Annotated in this window: 23 protein-coding genes; 15 read left to right on the plus strand and 8 right to left on the minus strand. The window is 64.8% G+C overall.

All coding sequences use genetic code 11. From position 1 onward, the window contains the following. Positions 1–10: 10 nt before the first annotated feature. Complete coding sequence (locus tag IVA74_RS29280; protein ID WP_247349948.1) at positions 11–1,393, plus strand: hypothetical protein; 1,383 nt, start codon at positions 11–13, stop codon at positions 1,391–1,393. Positions 1,394–1,500: 107 nt separating this feature from the next. Here the strand turns inward: IVA74_RS29280 and IVA74_RS29285 are convergent, their stop codons facing one another. Together IVA74_RS29285 and IVA74_RS29290 are read right to left on the minus strand one after the other, a co-directional pair. After that, a complete protein-coding gene (locus tag IVA74_RS29285) occupies positions 1,501–2,496 on the minus strand; it encodes a glycosyltransferase family 2 protein (RefSeq protein WP_247349949.1) in 996 nt (331 codons plus the stop codon). Between the two features lie 157 nt (positions 2,497–2,653). Beyond that, positions 2,654–4,216, minus strand: a complete 1,563-nt coding sequence (locus tag IVA74_RS29290) for a hypothetical protein (RefSeq protein WP_247349950.1) — start codon at positions 4,214–4,216, stop codon at positions 2,654–2,656. Positions 4,217–4,390: 174 nt separating this feature from the next. On the opposite strand from IVA74_RS29290, the gene IVA74_RS29295 reads away from it, so the two are divergent. Then, positions 4,391–5,359 (plus strand): phosphatase PAP2 family protein, encoded by a 969-nt coding sequence (locus IVA74_RS29295; RefSeq protein WP_247349951.1) that lies wholly within the window; start codon positions 4,391–4,393, stop codon positions 5,357–5,359. Between the two features lie 38 nt (positions 5,360–5,397). Here the strand turns inward: IVA74_RS29295 and IVA74_RS29300 are convergent, their stop codons facing one another. The 4 genes from IVA74_RS29300 to IVA74_RS29315 form a co-directional block, all read right to left on the minus strand. Continuing rightward, on the minus strand, positions 5,398–5,562 hold the full coding sequence (locus IVA74_RS29300; protein WP_247349953.1) for a Flp family type IVb pilin: 165 nt from the start codon (positions 5,560–5,562) through the stop codon (positions 5,398–5,400). A 191-nt stretch (positions 5,563–5,753) separates the two neighbouring features. Then, positions 5,754–5,936, minus strand: coding sequence for a hypothetical protein (locus IVA74_RS29305; protein WP_247349956.1), 183 nt, complete (start codon positions 5,934–5,936; stop codon positions 5,754–5,756). A 175-nt stretch (positions 5,937–6,111) separates the two neighbouring features. Then, positions 6,112–6,348, minus strand: a complete 237-nt coding sequence (locus IVA74_RS29310) for a hypothetical protein (RefSeq protein ID WP_247349958.1) — start codon at positions 6,346–6,348, stop codon at positions 6,112–6,114. A gap of 60 nt (positions 6,349–6,408) precedes the next feature. Beyond that, a complete protein-coding gene (locus IVA74_RS29315; RefSeq protein ID WP_247349960.1) occupies positions 6,409–7,392 on the minus strand; it encodes a Ku protein in 984 nt (327 codons plus the stop codon). A gap of 236 nt (positions 7,393–7,628) precedes the next feature. Between IVA74_RS29315 and IVA74_RS29320 the strand changes: the two genes are divergently transcribed. The 13 genes from IVA74_RS29320 to IVA74_RS29380 all read left to right on the plus strand — a co-directional run bounded on the left by IVA74_RS29320 (position 7,629) and on the right by IVA74_RS29380 (position 23,567). Next, complete coding sequence (locus IVA74_RS29320) at positions 7,629–7,784, plus strand: hypothetical protein (RefSeq protein ID WP_247349961.1); 156 nt, start codon at positions 7,629–7,631, stop codon at positions 7,782–7,784. A gap of 228 nt (positions 7,785–8,012) precedes the next feature. Continuing rightward, positions 8,013–8,684 carry a response regulator transcription factor gene (locus IVA74_RS29325; protein ID WP_247349962.1) on the plus strand — a complete coding sequence of 224 codons (672 nt, stop codon included), beginning with the start codon at positions 8,013–8,015 and terminating at the stop codon, positions 8,682–8,684. A gap of 121 nt (positions 8,685–8,805) precedes the next feature. Continuing rightward, on the plus strand, positions 8,806–10,182 hold the full coding sequence (locus tag IVA74_RS29330; RefSeq protein WP_247349963.1) for a sensor histidine kinase: 1,377 nt from the start codon (positions 8,806–8,808) through the stop codon (positions 10,180–10,182). Positions 10,183–10,340: 158 nt separating this feature from the next. Then, the gene (locus tag IVA74_RS29335) at positions 10,341–11,738 is read left to right on the plus strand and encodes a hypothetical protein (protein WP_247350263.1); all 1,398 of its coding nucleotides are present in this window, start codon (positions 10,341–10,343) and stop codon (positions 11,736–11,738) included. A gap of 100 nt (positions 11,739–11,838) precedes the next feature. Further along, positions 11,839–12,108: a hypothetical protein gene (locus IVA74_RS29340; RefSeq protein WP_247350265.1), complete on the plus strand. Its 270-nt coding sequence runs from the start codon at positions 11,839–11,841 to the stop codon at positions 12,106–12,108. 131 nt (positions 12,109–12,239) lie between these two features. Further along, positions 12,240–13,355 (plus strand): c-type cytochrome biogenesis protein CcmI, encoded by a 1,116-nt coding sequence (gene ccmI / locus IVA74_RS29345; protein ID WP_247349964.1) that lies wholly within the window; start codon positions 12,240–12,242, stop codon positions 13,353–13,355. Between the two features lie 37 nt (positions 13,356–13,392). Beyond that, positions 13,393–13,902 carry a cytochrome c maturation protein CcmE gene (gene ccmE, locus IVA74_RS29350; RefSeq protein ID WP_247349965.1) on the plus strand — a complete coding sequence of 170 codons (510 nt, stop codon included), beginning with the start codon at positions 13,393–13,395 and terminating at the stop codon, positions 13,900–13,902. Continuing rightward, a complete protein-coding gene (locus IVA74_RS29355; protein WP_247349966.1) occupies positions 13,899–15,881 on the plus strand; it encodes a heme lyase CcmF/NrfE family subunit in 1,983 nt (660 codons plus the stop codon). The genes ccmE and IVA74_RS29355 overlap by 4 nt, the downstream gene beginning before the upstream one ends. A gap of 4 nt (positions 15,882–15,885) precedes the next feature. Beyond that, positions 15,886–16,368: a cytochrome c-type biogenesis protein gene (locus tag IVA74_RS29360; RefSeq protein ID WP_247349967.1), complete on the plus strand. Its 483-nt coding sequence runs from the start codon at positions 15,886–15,888 to the stop codon at positions 16,366–16,368. Between the two features lie 225 nt (positions 16,369–16,593). After that, positions 16,594–18,174 (plus strand): Do family serine endopeptidase, encoded by a 1,581-nt coding sequence (locus IVA74_RS29365; RefSeq protein ID WP_247349969.1) that lies wholly within the window; start codon positions 16,594–16,596, stop codon positions 18,172–18,174. Between the two features lie 284 nt (positions 18,175–18,458). Then, positions 18,459–19,139, plus strand: coding sequence for a response regulator transcription factor (locus tag IVA74_RS29370; protein WP_038944287.1), 681 nt, complete (start codon positions 18,459–18,461; stop codon positions 19,137–19,139). Then, the gene (locus IVA74_RS29375) at positions 19,123–20,583 is read left to right on the plus strand and encodes an ATP-binding protein (RefSeq protein WP_247349971.1); all 1,461 of its coding nucleotides are present in this window, start codon (positions 19,123–19,125) and stop codon (positions 20,581–20,583) included. The genes IVA74_RS29370 and IVA74_RS29375 overlap by 17 nt, the downstream gene beginning before the upstream one ends. Next, on the plus strand, positions 20,580–23,567 hold the full coding sequence (locus IVA74_RS29380) for a bifunctional [glutamine synthetase] adenylyltransferase/[glutamine synthetase]-adenylyl-L-tyrosine phosphorylase (protein WP_247349972.1): 2,988 nt from the start codon (positions 20,580–20,582) through the stop codon (positions 23,565–23,567). Before IVA74_RS29375 ends, IVA74_RS29380 begins: the two co-directional genes overlap by 4 nt. Here the strand turns inward: IVA74_RS29380 and IVA74_RS29385 are convergent. Both IVA74_RS29385 and fdhD read right to left on the minus strand, forming a co-directional pair. After that, complete coding sequence (locus IVA74_RS29385; RefSeq protein WP_247349973.1) at positions 23,524–23,757, minus strand: formate dehydrogenase subunit delta; 234 nt, start codon at positions 23,755–23,757, stop codon at positions 23,524–23,526. The two genes, IVA74_RS29380 and IVA74_RS29385, sit on opposite strands and share 44 nt — an antisense overlap. Further along, a complete protein-coding gene (gene fdhD, locus IVA74_RS29390) occupies positions 23,747–24,574 on the minus strand; it encodes a formate dehydrogenase accessory sulfurtransferase FdhD (protein ID WP_247349974.1) in 828 nt (275 codons plus the stop codon). Before fdhD ends, IVA74_RS29385 begins: the two co-directional genes overlap by 11 nt. Position 24,575 lies beyond the last annotated feature (1 nt).

Below are 24,575 nucleotides of genomic sequence, written 5' to 3' on the forward strand. Positions count from 1 at the left end.
TCCCTGGCTGGTGGGCCTTGGTGTCTATGTCCTGTTGCTGATCCTTGGACCGCGGCTGCTCAGTGATCCCGACAGCTATTCTCATGTCGAGCTCGGGCGCTGGATCATCGCGCATGGCACCCTGCCGACGAGCGACCCTTTTTCCTTTTCGAGGCACGGCGCGCCCTGGATCACCTTCGAATGGCTCTCGGAGGTCATCTATGCCGGAGCCTACGCGCTTGCCGGCTGGCCGGGCGTCGTCGTCGTCGCCGCGGCGGCGATAGCGCTCGCCTTTGGCTTGTTCACGTCCTTCCTGCTGCGCGAGCTTTCGCCAACCCATACGCTACTCATGGTGATCGCGGCCGTCATCCTGTTGGCGCCGCATATGCTGGCGCGGCCACACGTGTTGGTGCTGCCGGTGATGGTGACCTGGGCGGCTGCCCTGGTGCGCTGCATGGATCGTGAAGGGCCGCCGCCGTACTGGGCCCTGCCGCTGCTGATCTTGTGGGCCAATCTGCACGGCAGCGGGGTGCTGGCGCTTGGGTTGATTGGCCCTGCGGTGATCGAGGCGCTGCTGCGCGAGAAGCGTAGCGAATGGCGGCATGTGATCCTGCGGTGGATACCATTCACGGCACTCGCAGTCGCAGTGTCCTGCCTGACGCCCCACGGGCCGGAACCGCTGCTGATGCCGCTGACGACACTCGGCCTTGGCCCCGCGCTCGGTTGGATCTCGGAATGGCGGCCGCAAGATTTCAGCCACGTAGGAGGCTTCGAGTTGCTGCTGCTGGGCGGCATCTTTGCGCTCGCGCGCGGCGGCGTGACGCTGCCGGTCGTGCGGGCCCTGGTGGTGATCGGCTTGCTCCATTTCTCGCTAGCACAAGTACGCAATGCGGATCTGCTGGCCGTGCTGGCGCCGCTCTATCTGGCGGCCCCGCTGGGCCGGAAGTTCGGCGGCCCGACCAGGGACGATGCGGCCGGTTCGTCGCGCGGCCTGAGCCTGGCCGCGCTCGGTGTGTTGATCGTGGCGAGCGGGGCGGCGCTGGCGCGTGACCTACTGCCGGCTCCGGTCATCACCCCTCGAACTGCCATCGCTGAAGCCAACCTCGCCAAGACGGGGCATGTGCTCAACGATTATTCCTTCGGCGGCTATTTGATCTTTGCCGGCATTCCAACCTTTATCGATGGTCGTGCCGAACTGTACGGGGGACCCTTCATCGACCGCTACAATCGTGCCATAGCGCTGGTCGACCTCGGAGACTTCCTCAAGTTGCTCGACGAATACAACATCGGCGCGACGCTGCTCGCACCGCGGACACCGGCGATAGCGATGCTCGACCGGCTGCCCCAGTGGCAGCGCGTCTACAGCGACGATGTGGCGGTTGTGCACAAGCGGCGAGATACGCCGCAAAGATAGGTCAAACGGTATTCAAGGCGGCGCCTATAATGCGGCAAACCGCAGAAGCCGATCGAGGATTGGGACCACGTCACGGTAGTGATCGTGACAGTCGTCGAAAAGCTCGGTCACTCGTTGACGGCGTGGATCGCGGGTGCGGCCGCCGCGTCGTTGCGGTCGAAGCCAGCGCGCGTCTGCACCACGTAGAGCGGGCGGCGTTTCACCTCGGCATGGATGCGGCCCACGTAAAGCCCCACGATGCCCGTCATCAGCATGTTGATTCCACACAGCAGGGACACGACGACCATCGTCGAGGACCAGCCGGTGACAAGGTGACTGTCGTTGCTGAGCCACAACAGGATCACCCAGCCGCCGTAGAGCAGTGCGAGTCCCGAGACGGTCAATCCGCACCAGATCGCGAATCGCAAGGGGAGATCGGAAAAGCCAAGCGCGGCGTTCATCGCGAGCCGCACCATCTTGAACAGCGGGTATTTGGTTTCGCCCGCTGCGCGTTCGAGGCGGTGGAAGGCGACCTCGGTCTGCCTGAAGCCAAGCCAGGCGATCATGCCGCGTACGTAGCGGTCCTGCTCCGGCATCTGCCGAAGTGCGTCGAGCACCTTGCGATCGATCAGGCGGAAGTCGCCGACATCGGCGGGGATGCCGACCGAGGACATCCTGCCGAGAAGCCGGTAGAAGAGATGCGCGGTTGCACGCTTGAATCGGCTTTCGCCGTCGCGCGACAGGCGGCGGGCATGGACGATGTCGTTGCCTTCCTGCCATTTCGCGATCAATTGCTCGATCACTTCGGGCGGATCCTGCAGGTCGGCATCCATGACGATGATCGCTTCACCTTGCGCGGCGTCCATGCCGGCGGTGATGGCGATCTGATGGCCGAAATTTCGCGACAGCCCGATATAGCGATAGCGCGGGTCGCGCATGGCGAGCGCCCGCAGCACGATCGAGCTGGAATCGCTGCTGCCGTCGTCGACGAAGATCGCTTCTGCCGGCCCGTCGAGCCGGGACAAGACCAGGTCGAGCCTGCGCAGCAGGACCGGCAACACGGCTTCCTCGTTGAACACGGGGATGACGAGGCTGTAGCGGATCGACTGGAAACTGGCCGCCATGCGAGAGAGTCCAACTCATTGCAGGAGCGGAAGTCTATATCGGCGGTGGTTAAGGTGGCCTTGCCACAACCGCTAAAGGTATGGGCGCCGCGGTGGCTTCCAATAGGTGATGCGGTGGTGATGCCCGATTAACCATGCTGGGCAGCGCTGCTCCGGTCTAGGACCTGCGGCGGATCTTGTAGAGAACAAATCGCTCCGATGCGTCCAGCACTTCCAGCAGATCCGGCAGCGGGTTCGGGGCCAGCGGTCCAAGCACATAGAGATAGTTATAATCCTGGTACCAGGTGCGCAAAGATGGCGGGACGTCCGCCGGCGGCTGGCTTGTCGCAATCGCGGTAAGCAGGCCTGACGGCACTAGCCCGCCGTCGGGAATGGCAAGACGGCGCACGGCCTCGCGTGTTCGCAGGGGCTGCTTGCCCGCTTCCGTGAATACATTGGGCACGAACGCGTTGGCGTAGTGCACGGCCAGCGTCGGCGCATAATACATTGGATATGAGGTGAGGTCGGCGAAGGGCGGGTCTCCACTGTCGTCCGTACCGGCGACAAGGACGCGTGAGCCGCGGTCGATCTTGTGGAACGACTCGACGATGGCCGCATAGTCGGTGCGGTAAGGCAACCAGACCGCGAAGACGACGGCGAGATTGATCAATGTGATGCCGCTGATCGCGGCGAGCGCAGCCATTCGCCATGTCCGACTGGGCAGCGACAGCGAGCAGAAGGCGGGCAGGATCAGAGCTGCCGCGGGAATCACGCGGAGGTCGACGAACGAGGTCCCGAACAGCTTTGAGGGAATGACGACGAACAGCAGCGCAAAGCCGATCGCGAGCCAGATCCCGGCTGGCTCGAGCTTGAGGACGCCGCGTCTTGCGGCGAACAGCAGCGAGATCATCAGCGCCAGCCCGGTCGTCGCCGCGACCGTCAAATTGTAGCCGTTCATGATCCGCAACGGCCAGATCGGCTTGAATTCGAGGAACCAGCTCGTACCTTCGCTTCCGATCGATCCCGCGGTCATGCGCATGATCCCAAACAGAACAAGCGCCGGCAGAGCCAACGCGCCGAGCCGCGCGGCGGCGACCCGGTACGATGTTCGCCGATCGCAAATGCGCGAGAGCTCGTAAAGGCCAAGCGTCGCGCCGTAGATGCCGAGGGAGAAGAAGTGCGCCGCAAACAGCGCCGCGACGAAGACCATGTTGACGACGAAACGCAGTGGCCATCGGCGTTCCGCCAGCATCAGATAGACGGCGATGCCCCAGAGAGCGAGGCCCAGTCCGAACTCGAAATTGACGAAGCCCCAGCTGAACGGCAGACAGTAAAGGAAGGCGAGCGCCGCAAAGCCGGCGAGATGGACGCGTCCCTTCCGGGCCCATTCGACCAGAAGCGCGCCCCCGACGATCAATAATTGGCTCAGGAGCAGAAACAGCCGCGTGGCGTTCTCGACGCTGATCAGCCGCGCCATCTGCGGGACCAGCAGATCCATTCCCAGGTTGGGATAGAAAGCCCAGGCCACCTCGTAATGCGGATTGGCGTCGGGGGTGCCGTTCTGGCTCAGAATGTACATGCGGGCGAGGTGATTGGGATAATCGACCATCGCGGGAATGGGGGTCAGCAGCACAGGAAGGAACGAGGCGACCGCCAGCACGGCAAAAACGACCAAAGTCACGGACCGGTCCAGGCCAGGGGGAGCCGGGATTTTCAAGATTGGCCTATCGGAAGACACCATGTCGGGCCGCTGGGGTTTGAGCCTGCGCTCGACGATGGCGCAACTGCACGACACAACGCCATACTGCGAAGCTCGCAAAAATCAACTTAGGGCCACCGCATTAACGGAGGCGCAATTTTGCCCCGCTAGCGTGACAAGAGAGCCGTGACGAACAGGCCGGCGATCGGATGCCCCATGACGGACACGCTGAGCCCGGCTGATATCCACCTCGACCGGGCGAAGCAGGCCGATCGTGTCGTCTGGATCGCGATCGGCGCCACGGCCGGCGCCGTGTTGATCGCGTCGACGCTCGGGCCCTTCCAAATTGAATGGCTTTCATTCCGGAAGGCCGCCCTCGTTGCCGGCCTGCTCATCTTGATGAGCTGGTTCTACGCAACCATCAGGAGGGACGCGGCTCTTGCCGGCGCGCTGATCAGCACCGCCCAGATCATTGCGTTTGCGGCGGTGGCAGCGCCTCTGTCGTATGTCGCGGCAGGCGCGGCATTTCCGCTATGGGACGGCGACCTCGCCGCACTGGATCAGCGTTTTGGCTTTGACTGGATGGCGTGGCTTGCCGCGATGAACGCTGCGCCGCTTCTGCATCGAATACTTGCGACTGCGTATGCGAGCTTTACCGTGCAGACGACGGCCGTCGTCGTCTTGCTGGCTGCGACAGGGCACGCCCTGCGATTGCGCATCTTCATGCTGAGCTTCGTGCTGACGACGCTTCTGACAATCGGCGTTTCTAGTCTGATGCCGGCGCAGGGAGTTTGGGGTTACTTGCATCTGTCGATAGTTGATTCTCCCGCCATCGTACCGGTGACGCGAGATCTACCCCTTCCCGTATTCTTTGGATTGCGAGACGGGACTTTCCGCCATCTGGTGGCGGAGGGGGCCGAAGGAATCATCAGCTTTCCGAGCTTGCATGCGGCGCTTGGACTTCTGTTCCTGCTGGCCCTTTGGCCGGTCAGATATTTCGGCTGGATCGCCGCGTTGCTCAATGTTGCGATGATTGCCGCGACCCCGGTGGACGGAAGCCATTACTTTTGCGATGTGGCCGCAGGTCTGGCAATCGCGCTCCTGAGCTGGGTCGCGGTTCAGCGCGCTCTCACCGCGGGAGAGCGAATGGAAGCCGATCGCCAGTTGCATTTGCGCCCGTCTTAGCCCGCACTGCCGGAATTGTGGAGCGCCGGCGATGCCGGCTACTTCACCGCCGCGTCGATCGAGTTGAACTTGCCGCTCAGCAGTGCGCTGCCCGTGTTGTTCACGGCCGTGATGATCGCGAGCGCGATGCCGACGGCGATCAGGCAATACTCGATGGCGGTGGCACCATTTTCATCGGCAAGAAATGACCTGATCACAGTCATCGTCAACTCCTGTTCATCCGTCCAACGTAGGCTGGTGCCGTTATCGGAATGATAAAGTGATTCATTAATTTTTCGTGGGCGCGTCAAAACGCAGGTCGGATGGTCCTCACCTGCGGTTTGTATGGTGTCATCGATTGACTTAAGGTTCCGTCACCCAATTCAGATGCATTTGCCGAGGTCGTCGTCCCGTCTCAGGACGAGATCGGGCGTTCCGGCGCGGCCTTGCCGGGGCGTTTCAGCACCGCAGCAAGGCGTCCGGCCAGATAGCTCACCACGCGCGGCTGCACCCGCGCGGAGTTGCCGGCGAGGCTCTCTTCCTCGGCCGTATCGTTCACGAGGCCGATGTACTTCTTTCTGGCGTCCTGCTGCTGCACGAGCCTGCAAACCCCGGGTTCAATCGAAGGGCGACCATGCTGCGCTGAGCGGGAACCGGCGGTTAATTTTGTCTTCCGTAGGATTACGTGCCGCCCCCGCGACCGCAGGCAGGCGCTGAAAGCGCTGGCTCGGCTTAACGGATTGTTGAGCCTGTTCTTGAGCGGGGCGCGGGGCTCACTCGCGCCGACCGTCCGCATTCAGCGCCCGTAACATTGCGATGCGGGCGAACATCGTCCAGCCGCCGCCGGTCTCGGCCGCGCTGATCAGAGTTTCGATCGCGGTCTGCCAATGGCTTGCGCGCTGCGTATCCTCGGGCAGTCCCATGATGTGATCGGCAGCCTCTTGCAACGTCCGCAGCTTGCGCCCGCCACTTAACGAGATGGGGTCGTCGAACGCTGTCGACCAGGGCATGTCAGGTCGGCCGGTCGGCGAGGGGAAGCATCACGGCGAGATCGAGAGCTGCGATGGCTGCTAGCCGGCCTTCTTCGCTCGCATCGGCGCGCGCACCGGCTTGTCGGCCTTTTTGGGAGCGGCTTTCGCTGCGGCGTCCTTGCCACCCTTGCCGGCGATCGGCAGCAGCATTTCGCGCTGGCCTTCGACGCGCTTCTTCGGCTTCTTGCCCTTGGTGGTGTCCTTGGTGGTGTCCTTGGCCGTCTTCGCCGCGGGGCTTGCGTCCTTCTCGTTCGCGATGCTCTTCTTCAGGGCGTCCATCAGGTTGATGACGTTGCCGCCGGTCTTCGGCGCGGCCTTCGCGGTGATGGGCGCGCCGCTGCGCTTCTTGTTGATGAGATCGATCAGCGCGGTCTCGTAATGGTCCTCGAACAGCTCGGGCTCGAACGCGCCAGACTTCTTCTCGACGATGTGCTTTGCAAGGTCGAGCATGTCCTTGGTCAGCTTCACGTCCTGGATGTCGTCGAAATAGTCCTTCTCGCCGCGGACCTCGTAGGGGTAGCGCAGCAGCGTCCCCATCAGGCCGCTATCGAGCGGCTCCAGCGCGATGATGTGCTCGCGGTTGGTCAGCACCACGCGGCCGATCGCGACCTTGTCCATGCTGCGGATGGTCTCGCGGATCACCGCAAAGGCGTCGTGGCCGACCTTGCCGTCAGGCACGAGATAATAGGGGCGGATCAGATAGCGGCTGTCGATGTCGGTCTTCGGCACGAACTCGTCGATCTCGATGGTGTGCGTGGAGTCCAGCGCGATCTCGTCGAGCTCGTCCTTGGTGACCTCGATATAGGTGTCGGTGTCGACCTTGTAGCCCTTGACGATGTCCTCGGAGGTCACCTCGTCACCAGTCTCGGCGTCGACCTTGAGGTACTTGATCCGGTGGCCGGTCCTGCGATTGATCTGGTTGAACGAGACCTTCTCGGTATCCGACGTGGCCGGATAGAGCGCGACCGGGCAGGTCACGAGCGAGAGGCGCAAAAAACCCTTCCAATTGGCACGGGGGGCCATGGGCTACTCCAAACGCAACGGGGACAGAAGATAAAGATACCATCGGGGAACAACGAATCATAGCAAGCCGGAGTGCGGAATCTTGCAACTGCGTTAACCGGCCGCCCGGCGCACGGTTGCAGCCTGATCCCGACGTGAAAACGGGAACATCATATCCAATCACGCGTTGCCACGGGACATCACGTTGCGAGGAGGTCGCGGCCATCCGACGCGACAGCCAGAGATTTGAGGTCACCATGGTAACCACGCGAGACCAACGTCAGATCGTCGAAACTGCGACCGAGGCCCGCCAGGGCGAACCCGGGCCGTCAGTGGCCGCGCTGCTTGCCATCTCGACCGGGCTCGCGATCCTGATCCTCGCCGTCATCTGGTTCGTGTTCTTCCGGACCTGACCGGCACATCGACCGGACGGTTCGTACCTTCCGACTCGCCGCGTAACGCGGCACATTGCGCCCGCCATGCCCCGTTCGTCCGGTGGCCCGGCGGGCGCAGTGCGTTGGCCGCGAACAGGTCGTATATGACCAAAAAGTAACGCGGCCGGTTCCCCGCGTTCATATTCAGTTCACGCCGGAATTGCTCATCTCTGCTGGTGTTCATGCGGCCTAATTCTGGAGAGAAGCGTGCGCCTGCTCGTCGTTGAAGACGACCCCGATCTCAATCGCCAGCTCACCAAGGCGCTGACCGATGCCGGCTATGTCGTCGATCGCGCCTTCGACGGAGAGGAGGGGCATTATCTCGGTGACAACGAGCCCTACGACGCCGTGGTGCTCGACATCGGCCTGCCGAAGAAGGACGGCATTTCGGTGCTGGAAGCCTGGCGGCGCAACGGCCGCACCATGCCGGTCCTGATCCTCACCGCACGCGACCGCTGGAGCGACAAGGTCCAGGGCTTCGATGCCGGCGCCGACGACTATGTCGCAAAGCCGTTCCACCTGGAGGAGGTGCTGGCACGCATCCGCGCGCTGCTGCGCCGCTCCACCGGCCATGCCCAGAGCGAGCTGAGCTGTGGCCCCGTCACGCTCGACACCAGGACCGGCCGGGTCAGCGTATCTGGCAATCCCATCAAGATGACCTCGCACGAATATCGGCTTCTGGCCTACCTGATGCACCATTCCGGGCGCGTCGTGTCCCGCACCGAACTGGTCGAGCATCTCTACGACCAGGACTTCGACCGCGACTCCAACACCATCGAGGTCTTCGTCGGCCGCATCCGCAAGAAGCTCGACGTCGACATCATCCAGACCGTCCGTGGCCTCGGCTATCTCCTGACCCCGCCGGCCCCCGGCGCTTGAAGCGTGTTGTCTCGAAGTATCTTGTCTGGAAGTATCTTGTCTTGACGGGCGGCCCGGCGCGGGCCTTGGTCGGGTCATGAGTTCCGATGCCATGCCGCCCCGCGCCTCCGGGATCATTCAGATGCCCGCCAGCTCGCTTGCGAACCGCCTGTTCCTGTCGGCGACCGCGTGGCTCGTGGTGATCCTGGCCATAACCGGCGTGGTGCTGTCGTCGGTCTACAAGAACGCCACCGAGCGCGCCTTCGACCGCCGGCTCAATCTCTATCTGCGCACGCTGATCGCCGAGGTCGCCACCCCTGACGAACCGCCGGACCGCCAGTTCCAGTCGCTCGGCGAGCCGCTGTTCGACCTGCCGCTGTCGGGCTGGTACTGGCAGATCACGCGGACCGACACCGAAAAGCCGGAGGTGCGCTCCTCCCGCTCGCTCTGGGACAAGAAGCTGCCGAAGCTGGAAGAGCAGGGCACAGAGCTCACCGCCGCCGGCATCCGGATCGCTTATGTCGACGGTCCCGAGGGACAGAACCTGCGCATGGTGGAGCGGCCGGTCGATCTCGGCGCGGACGGCAAATTTCTCGTCAGCGTCGCCGGCGACGACACCGAGATTTTCGACGAGACGCGCAGTTTCGATTACTATCTCGGCGGCACCTTCACCGCGCTTGGCATTGTGCTGCTGCTGACCACCGTGTTCCAGGTCCGCTTCGGCCTCGCGCCGCTCAAGCGCATCTCGGAATCCATCGCCGACATTCGCTCGGGGCGGGCGGAGCGGCTCGAGGGCGAATTCCCGGTCGAGATCGCGCCGCTGGCGCGCGAGACCAACGCGCTGATTGACGCCAATCGCGAAATCGTCGAGCGCGCACGCACCCATGTCGGCAATCTCGCCCACGCCATCAAGACGCCGCTCTCGGTCATCGTCAACGAGGCCGGCGCGCATGCCATCGATCCGTTCGCGACCAAGGTGATGGAGCAGGCGAACGTGATGCGCGACCAGCTCGCCCATCATCTGGAGCGCGCGCGTATCGCGGCGCGGGTCTCGGTCGTCGGAACAGTGACCGAGGTTGCCCCCGCCATCGAGGCGCTGCGGCGGACCATGGAGAAGATCCACCGCGACCGCGGCATCGTGGTCGAGGCAGAGGCCGATCCGTCGGCGAAATTTCGTGGCGAGCGGCAGGATCTGGAGGAAATGGTCGGCAATCTCGTCGACAACGCCTGCAAATGGGCCGCCTCGCGGGTCTTCATCGAAGTTCTGGTGGAGACGCTGCACCAGGCGGGCGCCGGTCCGCGGCTGCGTATCATCGTCGACGACGACGGCCGCGGCCTGTCGGAGGCCGAGCGCGCCCAGGTCTCGCGACGCGGCCAGCGGCTTGACGAGTCCAAGCCCGGATCGGGGTTGGGGCTGTCGATCGTGACCGACCTCGCCGCGCTCTACGGCGGCAGCCTCTCGCTCGGCGGGGCGCCGACCGGGGGCTTGCGGGCTGAGCTGGTCTTGCCCGGAATATAATCCTTTGTTCCCATGGCTTATTCGCCGCAATCAACACCCACCCGAAGGGGACTGCTGGGATTCGGAGCCACTTGCTAAACGGCTTCTTAAGTGGGACCTCCTAAGATCGCGCCCGGACGCATCCCATGTCCGCCATTTACCGTGCATTACCCGGGCGCATGAGCCAGACATCGATCGAGCGGCTGAGGGAATATCTCGCGCAGCTCCCGCCGCAGGCGCAGGCGCTGCTGATGCGGGAGTTCGAGCGTGCGCTGGAGCGTGGTCAGGACACGGCTGTGGCGACCCTCGTGCTTGATCAGCTGCGCAAGGTCGTCCGCAAGACCGAAGCCGACGAGGCCCCGCCGCCGCGCACGGACGATCTGTCGCGGCTGCTGTTCCAGGTGCTGGAACCATTCCTCATCGAAGCGGGTACCCCGATCCGGGTCGGGCAGGTCCGCCGTTCCTCGCTGGCTCCGATCTGGCAATGGCTCGGCCGCGACGGTGCTCCAGACAAGCTGAACGAATTCGAGGCGGCGCTGGCGCGCATGCCGGCCGACAGTGGGCAGGTCGAAGCGCTGGCCTCGAAGCTCCAGGCGGTCGCCGCGGAGGCCATCTTCGAGCTGACGGGGCCCGGCGGCGGTGACAAGTCGCGTGCGCTCGCCCGCGTTGGGCCCCCCAACGTGATCGAGGACCTCTATTCGATCGGGGCGGTGCTCGCGGTTCGCGAGGCCGTCGCCACCCTGAACGAGAAGCTGCCGCGCGCCCTGCGCGCCTTCGGCGATGCGCAGATCGTCTCGGTGACTTCAGCGCTCAACACTCCCGTCCTTCAGACGCCGCAGATGCTGCCCTTCGCGCTGTCGATCGTCATGCAGCGGATGACCGCGCCGTGGCAGATCATCCGCCTCGCCATCAAGATTGCCGCCTCCGACGACGAGATCCGCGTCGCGGCAACGCCCTATGGCGTCGCCGTCACGATCGCGCTGCATGATCTGTCCTGTGTCGCCGCGATCCTGCGCATGGACATCAAGCGCAGCCGTTTCGAGAACGTGGCCGGCAATCTCAAGACGCTGCACGACGGCGTACGCGGTCTGCGCACCGAGCTCGACCTCCGCAACGATTCCGCCTGGGGCAAGCAGTTGACCTCGATCCGGGCCGACATTTCCAACGCACTGCAATCCGAGATCGACAGCGTTCCCGGCCGCGTCCGCCGCATCCTGCGCCAGCGCGCCGAGAAGGACATTCCGCCGGGCGCGCGGATCGACAGCACCGAGGTCGAGGAAACCGTGGCGCTGATCGATTTTGTCGCGACCTGCCGCAATTATGCGAGCGAGCTTGCGATCAACGAGGTGACACTGCGCACCTATTCCGACCTCCAGCAATATGTCGAGCGTTCGACCGAGCAACTGGTGCAGTCGCTGCGCGGGGCCGATCACAAGGTTCGCACCTATCGGCAGCAGCAGGTGCAGGCTGCGATCCGTTTCTGCCAGGTGCTGTTCGGCGATGATTATGCCTCGCTGATGAGCCGCGCCGCGGAGAACGCGGCCACGGGCGAGCGTAAATCGTCGCGCGCGAGCTGATCCGGGCGTATCTTTCAGTGATCACAATTTGAGGTTGACGATGCCGGCGACGGGCCCTACGGTCGCCGTGCAAGTTTTTGGAATTTCTATCTGTGGGCGCATGAAATCCCTTATCAGCTCTATCGAAATCGAGAATCGCGTCATCGTTGCCAAGTATCAAAGATTGATGGTCGGCGCGAAGGTAGTGCTGGTCGAGAAGGCAAGCGGTCGGCAGCTGCCTGAGACCCTCACCAGGGTTGCATCGCCGGTTCCCGTCGGGGCGTTGCGCATCAGATTGCCCGACGCCATCGAGCCGGGAACATACTTCCTGAAGGCCTTCAATGGGCACGGCGAGGACGCCGCTCAAAGCGTGGACTTCGAGATCGGCTAAGCCGTTGGATTCTCACCGTTTCGGGACTGTGCGCGGTCGCGGCAAATTGACAATTGTCAATTGCCGCATCGTCCGGCCGTGGTGTAAAGCCACGGGTGGGCGCGGCTCGCGCGCTGCCGGAAGCTTGCCAGATGACGCTATGGTTCGTGTTCGCGCTGATGACGGTCGCGGCGATTTTCGCCGTGCTTCTGCCGCTCGGCCGTAGCGGACGCGCGCAAAATCAGGGCAGCGAGGTCGTGGTCTACAAGGACCAACTGGCCGAGATCGACCGTGATGTTGCCGCGGGGCTGATCGGAGCGCCCGAGGCCGAAGCCGCGCGCGTCGAGGTTAGCCGCAGGCTGCTCGCCGCGGCCGGCAGTGAGCCCGCACTAGCGCCGAAATCCAACCTCAAATGGCGCCGCGCGGCGGCCGTGCTGGCGCTTGCCGGTCTGCCGCTGGTTGCGATCGGCGTCTACATGCCGCTCGGCTCGCCCAGGCTTCAGGATTTTCCGCTGGCACAGCGGGAGCGCGGATCCGGGTCCGGAATGGCGCAGTCGCTTGAGAATCTGGTCGTGCAGGTCGAGCAACATCTGGAAAAGAATCCGACCGACGGGCGTGGCTGGAACGTGATCGCGCCCGTGCTGGAGCGGCTTGGTCGCTTCGACGACGCGGTGCGCGCCTATCGCAACTCGCTCACCTACAATGGCGAGAGCGCGGAGCGCCGGTCCGATCTCGGCGAAGCGATGTCGGCCGCGGCCGGTGGCGTCGTGACCGCCGAAGCCAAGACCGAGTTCGAGCGCGCGCGCGCGCTTAGCGCCGACGATCCCAAAGCGAACTATTTCCTCGGTCTCGCCGCCGAGCAGGACGGCCGCAAGGACGATGCCGCCAATATCTGGCGCGCACTGCTGGCGAAGGCGCCCGCGGATGCGCCGTGGCGCCCACTCGTGCAGACCTCGCTCGCGCGGGTCGGCGGCGGTGGCGCGACGATGCCGGCGCTGTCGGATGAGACCGTTGCAGCTTCCAAGGACATGAAGGAGGGTGATCGCAACGCCATGGTTCGCGGTATGGTCGAACGGCTCGCCACGCGCCTCAGGCAGAACGGCGACGACGTCGAGGGTTGGCTGCGGCTAGTGCGCGCCTATCTCGTGATGGGCGACCGCGACAAGGCGGTGGGCGCATCAACCGATGCCCGCCAGGCGGTTGCCAACGATACAGCGCGGCTGCGCCAGCTCAATGAAGGCCTCAAGACACTCGGGCTCGACGGATGACGACGTCAGGGCGAGACGAGCAGGGAACGGATACGCCATGACGCGCAAGCAGCGACGTATGACCATCATCGGCGGCTCGCTCGCCGTGCTCGCGCTCGCGGCCGCGCTGGTGCTCAACGCATTGCGCGACTCCATCGTGTTCTTCTCGACGCCGACCATGGTCGCCGAAAAGCACGTCGCGCCCGGCAAGCGGTTTCGCCTCGGCGGCCTGGTGCAGCCCGGCTCGCTCCAGCGCGGCGACAATCTCGCAGTGACCTTCGAGGTCGCCGACGGCGGCGCCAAGCTTCCGGTCGCCTTCAAGGGCATTTTGCCCGACCTGTTCCGCGAAGGGCAGGGCGTCGTCGCCGAAGGCGCGCTCGACGCCGATGGCGTGTTCAAGGCCGACACCGTGCTCGCCAAGCACGACGAGACCTACATGCCCAAGGACGTCGCCGATGCCCTGAAGAAGCAGGGGCACTGGAAGGATGATTATGACGCCAAGGCTTCTGATAGCGTAAAGCCTGCGGCTACGACGGCGCAGGGAAACTCGCAGGGAGCTGTGCGGTGATTGCGGAAGCCGGACATTACGCGCTGGTGCTGGCGCTCGGACTGGCACTGATCCAGTCCATCGTGCCCCTGATCGGGGCTCGCCTGCGCGATGATGCGCTGATGAATGTGGCGCGCTCCACCGCGCTGGCGCAGCTTCTGTTCGTCGGTGCGTCATTCATCGCGCTGGTGATGCTGCACGTGGACTCGGACTTCTCCGTCGTCAACGTCTACGAGAATTCCCATTCCATGAAGCCGCTGCTCTACAAGATCACCGGCGTGTGGGGAAACCATGAAGGCTCGATGCTCTTGTGGGTGTCGATCCTCGCGCTGTTCGGCGGATTGGTCGCGGCCTTCGGCAACAATCTGCCGCTGTCGCTGCGCGCGCATGTGCTGGCCGTGCAGGCGTGGATCGCCAGCGCCTTTTATCTCTTCATCCTGGTGACCTCGAACCCGTTTCTGCGCATCGCCAATCCGCCGATCGAGGGACGCGATCTCAATCCGGTACTTCAGGACATCGGTCTCGCCGTGCATCCGCCGATGCTCTATCTCGGCTATGTCGGCTTCTCGATCTCGTTCTCCTTCGCTGTCGCAGCGTTGCTGGAGGGACGGATCGACGCCGCCTGGGCGCGCTGGGTGCGGCCGTGGACGCTGGTCGCCTGGATCTTCCTGACGCTCGGCATCGCCATGGGCTCGTACTGGGCCTATTACGAACTGGGCTGGGGCGGCTGGTGGTTTTGGGACCCGGTCGAGAACGCCTCGCTGATGCCGTGGCTTGCCGGCACCGCGCTGCTGCATTCGGCTCTGGTGATGGAGAAGCGCAATGCGCTGAAGGTCTGGACCATCCTCCTGTCGATCCTGACCTTCTCGCTGTCGCTGCTCGGCACCTTCCTGGTGCGCTCGGGCGTCATCACCTCTGTGCATGCCTTTGCGACCGATCCAACCCGCGGCGTGTTCATTCTGCTGATCCTCTGCCTGTTCATCGGCGGCAGCCTGTCGCTGTTTGCGGGGCGCGCGACGTCGTTGAAGCAGGGCGGCCTGTTTGCGCCGATCTCGCGCGAGGGCGCGCTGGTGCTGAACAATCTGCTGCTCACGGTCGCCTGCGCGGTGGTGTTGTTCGGCACGCTCTATCCGCTGGCGATGGAGATGCTCGCCGATTTCAAGATGTCGGTCGGTGCTCCCTTCTACAACCTCACCTTCGCTCCACTGTTCACGCTGCTGCTGATCGCCGTGCCGTTCGGGCCGATGCTGGCGTGGAAACGCGGCGATCTGCTCGGCGTGACGCAACGGCTGCTCGCGGCCGGCGTTGCCGGGCTCGTCGCCGTCGCCATGGTCTGGGGCTGGGCGCGCGGCGGCAGCGCGCTGGCGCCATTGGCAATCGGACTTGGCGTCTTCGTCATTGCCGGTGCCGCGACGGATCTGGCCGAACGAACCGGCTTGTTTCGCCTGCCGTTCGCGACGACGCTGCATCGTGCCCGGGGTCTGCCGCGCTCGGCCTGGGGCTCGATGTTCGCGCATGCTGGCCTCGGCGTCGCGTTGATCGGAATCGTCTGCGAGACCACCTGGAACAGCGAATATATCGCGACCATGAAGCAGAACGACGTCGCCCATGTCGCCGGCTATGACGTCAAGCTGGACGGCCTGTTTCAGCGTCAAGGGCCGAACTTCCACGAGATGATCGCCGAATTCAACGTCAGCCGTGACGGCGAGAAAATCAGCGTCATGACGCCGTCCAAGCGCAGCTTCACCACCCGCGGCTCGTCGACCACTGAGGCCGCGCTGCTGACGCGTGGCGCAAACCAGCTCTACGTCTCTCTCGGAGACGCCAACGCCGAGGGCGCCATCGCCGTGCGCATCTATCACAAGCCGTTGGTGCTATTGATCTGGTGGGGACCGGTGCTGATGGCGTTCGGCGGCATGCTGTCGCTGTCCGACCGGCGCCTGCGGGTCGGCGCGCCAAGCCCGGCGCGGGCCAAGCAGCGCCTGCAGCCGGCGGAGTGATCCGATGCGCCGGATGATGGTTGCGTTCGTCGCCCTGATGCTGCTGGCCTTGCCTGCGGCGCACGCCGTGCAGCCCGACGAGATCATGTCGGATCCTGCGAAGGAGTCGCGCGCGCGCGACTTGTCGCGCGAGCTGCGCTGCATGGTCTGTCAGAACCAGTCGATCGACGATTCCGATGCGCCGCTCGCGCGCGATTTGCGGCTCCTGGTGCGCGAGCGCATCGCCGCCGGTGACAGCAATTCGCAAGTGCTCGATTTTTTGGTCGCGCGCTACGGCGAGTTCGTGCTGCTCAAGCCGCGCTTCGAGCGCAACACCATGCTGTTGTGGCTGCTCGCGCCGCTGCTGCTGATGGGCGGCGGCCTGGCGCTGTGGCTGCAAATCCGCCGGCGCTCGCGAAGCGGTGCAGACGTGCCAGCTCCGCCGCTCACGCCCGATGAGGAAGCGCGGCTGGCCGCATTGATGTCGGACGAAGCCTCATCGCCCTAGTTGCGTCGCTTCGCGCGTCAAGCCGACACTCCGAAGCGGAACCTCGTTAAGTTCCTACGGGATCACAACTTTCGTCCTGCGATGAACTGCCGCATTCGCATTGCCGTTCATTACAAAAGTTTAACCCCGCCGCCAGCGCACGGTAAGGCGGGAGCCCCCATCTTCAGCTCCGTAAGGTGCAGCCATCAGGCACCAAATGGATTTCAAGGCCCTGGAGATCTCTGCATGACCGACCGTCCTGACCTCTCGAACCTTCCGTCCTACCGGCAGCCCCGCCGGTCGGTTTTCTCGGCCCGCAAGATCGCGCTGATGGCCTCGGTCGTCGCCGGGCTCAGTGCCGCCGTCTACGGCTTTGGCCCGTCGACCTCGTCAGCCGACCTGTTCTCGACCCCGGCGCATGCGCAGGTCAACAACGAGGTCCGCAAGGTCGAGCGTCCGATCGGCTTCGCCGACGTCGTCGAGCGCGTGAAGCCGTCAGTGATCTCGGTGAAAGTCAACATCAAGGAAAAGACCGCGAGCAATGATGACGGCGATGACGCGCAGTCGCCGTTCCAGCCGGGCTCGCCGATGGAGCGCTTCTTCCGCCGCTTCGGCGGTCCGGACGGTTTCCCGGGCCAGAAGGGGGGCGGCCGTGGCCGCGTCGTGCAGGGCCAGGGTTCCGGCTTCTTCATCTCGGCCGACGGTTTCGCCGTGACCAACAACCACGTGGTGGACGGCGCCGACAAGGTCGAGGTCACGACCGACGACGGCAAGACCTACACCGCCAAGGTGATCGGCACCGATCAGCGCACTGATCTCGCCTTGATCAAGGTCGAGGGCAGCTCGAACTTCCCGTTCGCCAAGCTTGCCGACGGCAAGCCGCGGATCGGCGACTGGGTGCTCGCGGTCGGCAATCCGTTCGGCCTCGGCGGCACCGTGACCGCGGGCATCGTTTCGGCCAGCGGCCGCGACATCGGCAACGGCCCCTATGACGATTTCATCCAGATCGACGCGCCCGTGAACAAGGGCAATTCCGGCGGTCCGGCTTTCGACACCAACGGTGAGGTGATGGGCGTCAACACCGCGATCTACTCGCCCTCCGGCGGCAGTGTCGGCATTGCGTTCTCGATCCCCGCGAGCACCGTGAAGAGCGTGGTGGCGCAGCTCAAGGACAAGGGCTCGGTCAGCCGCGGCTGGATTGGCGTGCAGATTCAGCCTGTCACCTCCGACATCGCCGACAGCCTCGGCATGAAGAAGGCCGAAGGTGCGCTGGTTGCCGAGCCGCAGGCGAATGGCCCGGCGGCCAAGGCCGGCATCGAGTCCGGTGACGTGATCACGTCAGTCAACGGCGAATCGGTCAAGGACGCCCGCGAGCTCGCCCGCACCATTGGCGGTTTGACGCCCGGCGCGACCGTGAAGCTCAACGTGCTGCACAAGGGCCAGGACAAGGTCGTGAACCTGACCCTCGGCCAGTTGCCGAACACGGTCGAGGCCAAAGCCGACACCGACAAGGACACCGGCAAGGGCGCGAGCCGCGGCACCGACGTGCCCAAGCTCGGGATGACCGTCGCGCCCGCCGATTCTGTGGCCGGCGCCGGCAAGGAGGGCGTCGTGATCACCGAAGTCGATCCGAAGAGCGCCGCAGCCGAACGCGGCTTCAAGGAAGGCGACGTGATTCTCGAAGTCGGCGGCAAGAGCGTGAGCACTGCCGGCGAAGTCCGCGACGCCATCACCACGGCGCGGACCGACAACAAGAACAGCGTCCTGATGCGGGTCAAGAGCGGCGGCCAGTCGCGCTTCGTCGCCGTGCCCATCGCCAAGGGCTAACCAAGGGCCAGGCCTCAGGAGGCCCACGAGATGAAGGGTGTCGCCGGCATCAGTCGCCCCCGCCGACGGCGTCCTTCGGGGAAGCAGCGCAACGTTTGCTTCCCCTGTCTACCTTCCGGTGGAATTACGCCCCCCTCCGTCGGAAGGCCTAGGGCGGTGAGGTCCCCCCAGCTTCACCGCCCGCCTTTTTCTCGTTGCCAGAGTCTCTCACTCGGCTTGCATGCGATTGCCGCTCGCGCCATGTTTAGAGAAGGTTCCCTCCCTTGACCGTCGCCGAACGCACGATGCGCCTCCTCATCATTGAAGACGACCGCGAATCCGCCGACTATCTCGTGAAGGCGTTTCGCGAGGTCGGGCACATTGCCGATCACGCCGCTGACGGCGAGGAAGGCCTCGCCATGGCCGAGAACGGCGATTACGACGTGCTGGTGGTCGACCGCATGCTGCCCAAGCGCGACGGCCTGTCGCTGATCGGCGCGCTCCGCGACAAGGACGATTCGACGCCGGTGCTGATTCTCTCCGCGCTTGGACAGGTCGACGACCGCATCAAGGGCTTGCGCGCCGGCGGCGACGACTATCTGCCAAAACCCTATTCCTTTGCCGAGCTCCTGGCCCGGGTCGAGGTGCTGTCACGCCGCCGCGGCGGTCCGGCCGAGGACACGCTGTACCGGGTCGGCGATCTCGAGCTCGACCGGCTCTCCCATCGCGTCGCTCGCGGCAAGGACGAGCTGACGCTCCAGCCGCGTGAATTCCGCCTGCTCGAATACCTTATGAAGCATGCGGGCCAGGTGGTGACCCGCACCATGCTCTTGGAGAACGTCTGGGACTATCATTTCGATCCGCAGACCAACGTGATCGACGTGCACATCTCGCGGTTGCGCTCCAAGATCGACAAGGGTTTTGAGCGGCCGCTGCTGCACACGATCCGCGGCGCCGGGTACATGATCCGTGACGGCATTCGGTAAACTCGTCCGCACCACGGCATTCCGGCTGACGCTGGTCTATTTGCTGCTGTTCGCGATGTTCGCGGCCTCGCTGCTTGCCTATTTCGCCTGGAATACACGGCGGCTGATCACCGAGGAGATCACGCAGACGGTCAATGCCGAGACGTCGGAGATCAACGAGATCTACGGCCGCCGCGGCTTGCGCGGTCTCGTGCTCGCGATCGAGTACCGGGCGTTGCGGCCGGGCGCCAACCTCTATCTGGTGACGACGCCGACCGGCCAGTCGATCGCCGGCAATGTCGGCTCGCTCGCGCCCGGCGTGATGGCGACGCGCGGCTGGTCCGAGACCGCCTACCGGCGGATCGAGGACACCGATGATCGCGACCATCTTGCGCTGGTTCGCGTCACCGAACTGGAAAACGGCTTCCGGCTTCTGATCGGACGCGATCTCGCCGAGCGGCGACGGCTGTTCGGCATCGTGGCGAAGGCCGCGCAATGGTCGATCCTGATCGTCGTGGTGCTCGGCCTTGGCGGCGGCATCTTCGTGGCGCGCCGAGTGCTCACGCGCATCGATGCGATGAGCGGCACCGCCCATCGCATCATGACCGGTGATCTCAGCGAACGCCTGCCGGTGGGACGCAGCGGTGACGAACTCGACCGCCTCGCCGAAAACCTCAACGCCATGCTGGAGCGGATCGAGGCGCTGATGGCGGGACTGAAGGAGGTTTCCGACAACATCGCCCACGATCTCAAGACGCCGCTGACGCGCTTGCGCAACCGCGCCGAGGAGGCGCTGGCGAAATCGGGCGGCGAGGCCGATTACCGCGCCGCGCTGGAACGGACCATCGAGGAATCCGACGGCCTGATCCGCACTTTCAACGCGCTGCTGATGATCGCGCGTGCCGAGTCCGGACAGGCGCGCGGCAACATGGATGATTTCGACGCCGCCGACGTCGCGGGCGGCATCCACGAGCTCTACGAGCCGCTGGCCGAAGACGACGACATGATCTTGAAGGTCAGCTGCGAGCCGACGCCGATTCACGCCAACCGCGAATTGATCAGCCAGGCGCTCGCCAATCTTGTCGAGAATGCGATCAAATACGGCAAGCCGATCGCGCAGTCGGCTGGAGCCGTGGTCAGCATGGACAGCCGGCAGATCACGATCGAGTCCAGGCGCGAGGGCGATCAGGTGCTGCTCAGCGTCACCGATCGCGGTCCCGGCATCCCCGAAGCCGACCGCAAGCACGTCGTGGAACGATTTGTGCGGCTGGAAGCGAGCCGTACGCTGCCCGGATCCGGGCTCGGCCTCAGTCTCGCCTCGGCGGTTGCGACATTGCATGGCGGCGAGTTGAGGTTGGGTGACGCCCAGCCCGGGCTTGTCGCCACGCTGGTGCTGCCGGCGCGCGCGGGGGCCGGCGACAGGGTTGCTCCGTCAATGCAGGATGTGCCACAGAAGGTGGCATGAACCATTCCGCGCCGGGAAACGCGGACAAGCATGGTGAGAGCCTGGCCGCACGCTTCGCGGAGGCTCCCCATATTGCCGCTTCCGTCACTGACCAAGGACGTTTTGAAAGCTGGCTGGCCGGGCTCGAGCCCGCGCAATCCGCCCGTCTTGAAGCGCTGCTGGCTTATCCCTTGGCGCGGAACATCCTGTCCGGCATCACGGAATTCTCGCCTTATCTGTTCGAACTGGCGCGTGCCGATACCTTGCGCCTGATCCGGCTGCTGGAATGCGATCCGGATGCGCATCTCGCCACGCTGATCGCGGAGGCGAGCGGTGCGGTGCTTGCGGCATCCGACGAGGCCGAGGTGATGCGGCTGCTTCGCCGCATGAAGGCGGAGGCCGCGCTCCTGACCGCGCTGTGCGACATCGGCGGGGTCTGGCCGGTGATGCGGGTGACCGCAGCTCTCACCGATGTCGCGGTGTCCTCGGTGCAGGCGGCGCTTCAGTACCTGCTGCGGCAGGAAGCCGCACGCGGCAAGCTCTTGCCGCCCAATCCCGAGGCGCCCGAGGAAGGCTGCGGGCTGATCGTGCTTGCGATGGGCAAGATGGGCGCGGGCGAGCTGAACTATTCGAGCGACATCGATCTGATCGTGTTCTTCGATCCCGACAATACGACGCTGGCAGCGGATATCGAACCCCAGCCATTCTTCGTGAGGGTGACGCAGGGGATGGCACGCATTCTCCAGCAGCGCACCTATGACGGCTATGTCTTCCGCGTCGATCTGCGCCTGCGTCCCGATCCATCCTCGACGCAGGTGGCGATTTCGCGCGACGCCGCGCTGAACTATTACGAGCGGGAAGGGCGCACCTGGGAGCGCGCCGCGATGATCAAGGCGCGAGCCTGCGCCGGCGATCCCAAAGCGGGCGAAGCGCTGCTCGCGGAGATCGCGCCCTTCGTCTGGCGCAAGCATCTCGATTTCGCCGCGCTTGCCGACGTTCACGACATGAAGCGGCAGATGCAGACCTATCGCGGCCAGAGCGAGGTCGCGGTCGAAGGGCATAACGTGAAGGTCGGGCGCGGTGGCATCCGCGAGATCGAGTTCTTCGCCCAGACCCAGCAATTGATCGCCGGCGGCCGTCATCCCGAGCTGCGCGTGCGGCCGACGCTCGCCGCGCTCAATATTCTCGCTTCCAGCAACTGGATCACGTTCGCAGCGCGCGACGAACTGGCCACTGCATACGAATTCCTTCGCCGGGTCGAGCATCGGCTCCAGATGATCGCCGACGAGCAGACCCATACGCTGCCCGAGGACAAGGAGGCGGTCGAGCGTTTCGCCTGGTTCTTCGGCTATCCGGATCGCGAGGCCTTTGCCGGCGACCTCTTGCGCCAGCTCGAGATCGTCCAGGGTCACTACGAAAAACTGTTCGAGGGCGACGATCCGACCGGCACGGCCAGGCTGCCGGCACTCGACTACAGTGTGGGTCCCGACGATCCGCGGCTGCTTCAGCAGTTGGCGGCGCTCGGCTTCAAGAAGCCCGCCGCGGTTGCGCAGACCGTGCGTGATTGGATCACCGGCGACTACCGCGTGTTTCGCAATGAGGCGACGCGAAACGCCTTCGTCGAATTCGTGCCGGCCCTGATCGACGGTCTCGCTCATGCCGAAGAGCCGGATCGGGCGGTCGTGGCGTTCGATCAATTCCTTGGGGCGCTCCAGCGCGGCGGCCGGCTGATCACGCTGCTCGGCCAGAACCGCGATCTCGTCGCGCTGGTGGCGCTGGTGCTGGGTGCGGCTCCGCGGCTCGGCGAGATGCTGGCACGGCAGCCGCAGCTCATGGACGGCCTGATCGATCCGCGCTTCTTCGGCGCCATGCCCGACAGGCAGGAATTGTCGGGGCGGCTCGCGACGACGGTGCAGGATGCCGGCTCATACGAAGAGTTCCTCGACCGCCTGCGCCTGTTCGGGCAGGAGAGCCTGTTCCTGATCGGCACGCGCATCCTGTCCGGCACGGTCTCGGCGCAGCAGGCGAGCACGGCCTTTGCCGACGTCGCCGAGGGCATCGTCCATACCGTGCACGGCCTCGTTGCCGACCGCTTCGCCGCCCAGCACGGCCGGATCAAGGGACAAGAGACCGCGATGATCGCGATGGGCCGGCTCGGCAGCCGAGAGATGACGGCCTCGTCCGATCTCGACCTGATCCTGCTCTACGATTTCGACAGCGACAACCCTGACTCCGACGGTGCGAAGTCACTGCAAGGTGCACACTACTTCGCCCGCTTCACCCAGCGCCTGATCAGCGCCTTCACGACGCGTACCAATTACGGCGTGCTCTACGAGATCGACATGCGGCTGCGCCCCTCGGGGCGTGCCGGCCCTGTGGCGTCGAGCCTCGTCTCCTTCGCGGACTACCAGACCAACGAGGCCTGGACCTGGGAGCACATGGCGCTGACGCGCGCGCGCGTCGTGTCGGCTTCGCCCGCATTTCGGGAACGGATCGAGCACGTCATCCGCGATGTCCTGACCCGCCGCCGCGATCCCGGAATCACCGCCAACGACGTCGCGGACATGCGGCGCGCGATCGCGCAGGAGAAGGGCGAGACCGACCATTGGGATCTCAAATACGCCGCCGGCGGCATGGTCGACATCGATTTCATCGCGCAATATCTCCAGCTCGTGCATGCTCACGAGAAGCCGGGGGTTCTCGACGTCGGCACCATGCAGGTGCTGGAAAATGCATGTCGGCTCGGCGTGCTCGCACAATCGGAGACCGAGATACTGCGCGCCGCAGCGCGGCTCTATCACGACCTGACGCAGATCCTGCGGCTCTGCGTCAGCGACCGCTTCAAGCCGGAAACAGCCGGCACCGACCTCCTGCGCGTGATGGCACGCGCCGGCGACGCGCCGGATTTCTCCTCGCTGGAGGCGCGCGTGAAGGAGACGCAGAGCGAGGTGCGCCGTGTCTTCAGGGCGCTGCTGGAAGGGACGTCGCCGGCTTCAGCGAGGTGAGCGCCTCGCGCACGTTCGGCTCCAGGCCAACGCCGCCGGCATCGAGATGGGCGAAGATCGCGCGCTTCATCCGCGGATCCCAGAACTTCTTGATATGATCGGCGATTCCCGGCACGGCCTTGTCGTGGCCCTGGCTCCGGAAGAACGTGCCGATCTGGTTGGCCATGTAGATCAGGCGGTCAGGCGACATCGGCAATCTCCGTGGCATGACGCGCGATAACCCGGCCGCCATGCGAAAACACTTCGAACCCGTCCTGGCGGGCAATGGCAATCAACGTGATGCCGGCGGCCTCAGCGGTGCGCACCGCGAGCGCGGTCGGCGCAGACACGGCGACCATCACCGGCGCGCCGATGGCGGCGGTCTTCTGCACCATCTCGACCGAGACGCGGCTGGTCAGCAGCACGATGCCGCCGCTTGCAACCGTGCGGCTGCGCGCCAGCGAGCCGGCGAGCTTGTCGAGCGCATTATGGCGGCCGACATCCTCGCGCAGCGTGACGATACCGCCGGCAGGCGACCAGAACGCGGCGGCGTGAACGGCGCGGGTCTGCAAATTGATCGATTGCAGCGGTGCGATGGTCTGCATCGCCGCCATGACCTGTTCGGGCGTAAACCTCTGTCCCTGCGGCACGACCGCCGCAGGCCGCACGGCTTCGGCGATTGAATCGATGCCGCAAAGGCCGCAGCCGGTCGGGCCAGCGATGTGGCGGCGCCGCTCGCCGATGCGCGCGGCATCTTCCGAGGCCAGCCACATGCGCAGCTCGATGCCGTCGTCGAGGCGGACCATTTCGAGCGACTTGATGTCGTCGACCGATTTGATGATGCCTTCATCGAGGCTGAAGCCGACCGCAAAATCTTCCAGGTTCTGCGGCGTCCCCATCATGACGGCGTAGGTGCCGCCATTGTAGGTCAGCGCCAGAGGCGTCTCCTCCGGAATCAGCCGTGTCCCCTCGGATGCGATACCGTCGCGCCAGATCTCGCGGTCGATGGCCTGGACCGGCACGTGCATG

The organism is Bradyrhizobium sp. 132 (assembly GCF_023074185.1).
In the GTDB taxonomy this organism is placed as follows: domain Bacteria; phylum Pseudomonadota; class Alphaproteobacteria; order Rhizobiales; family Xanthobacteraceae; genus Bradyrhizobium.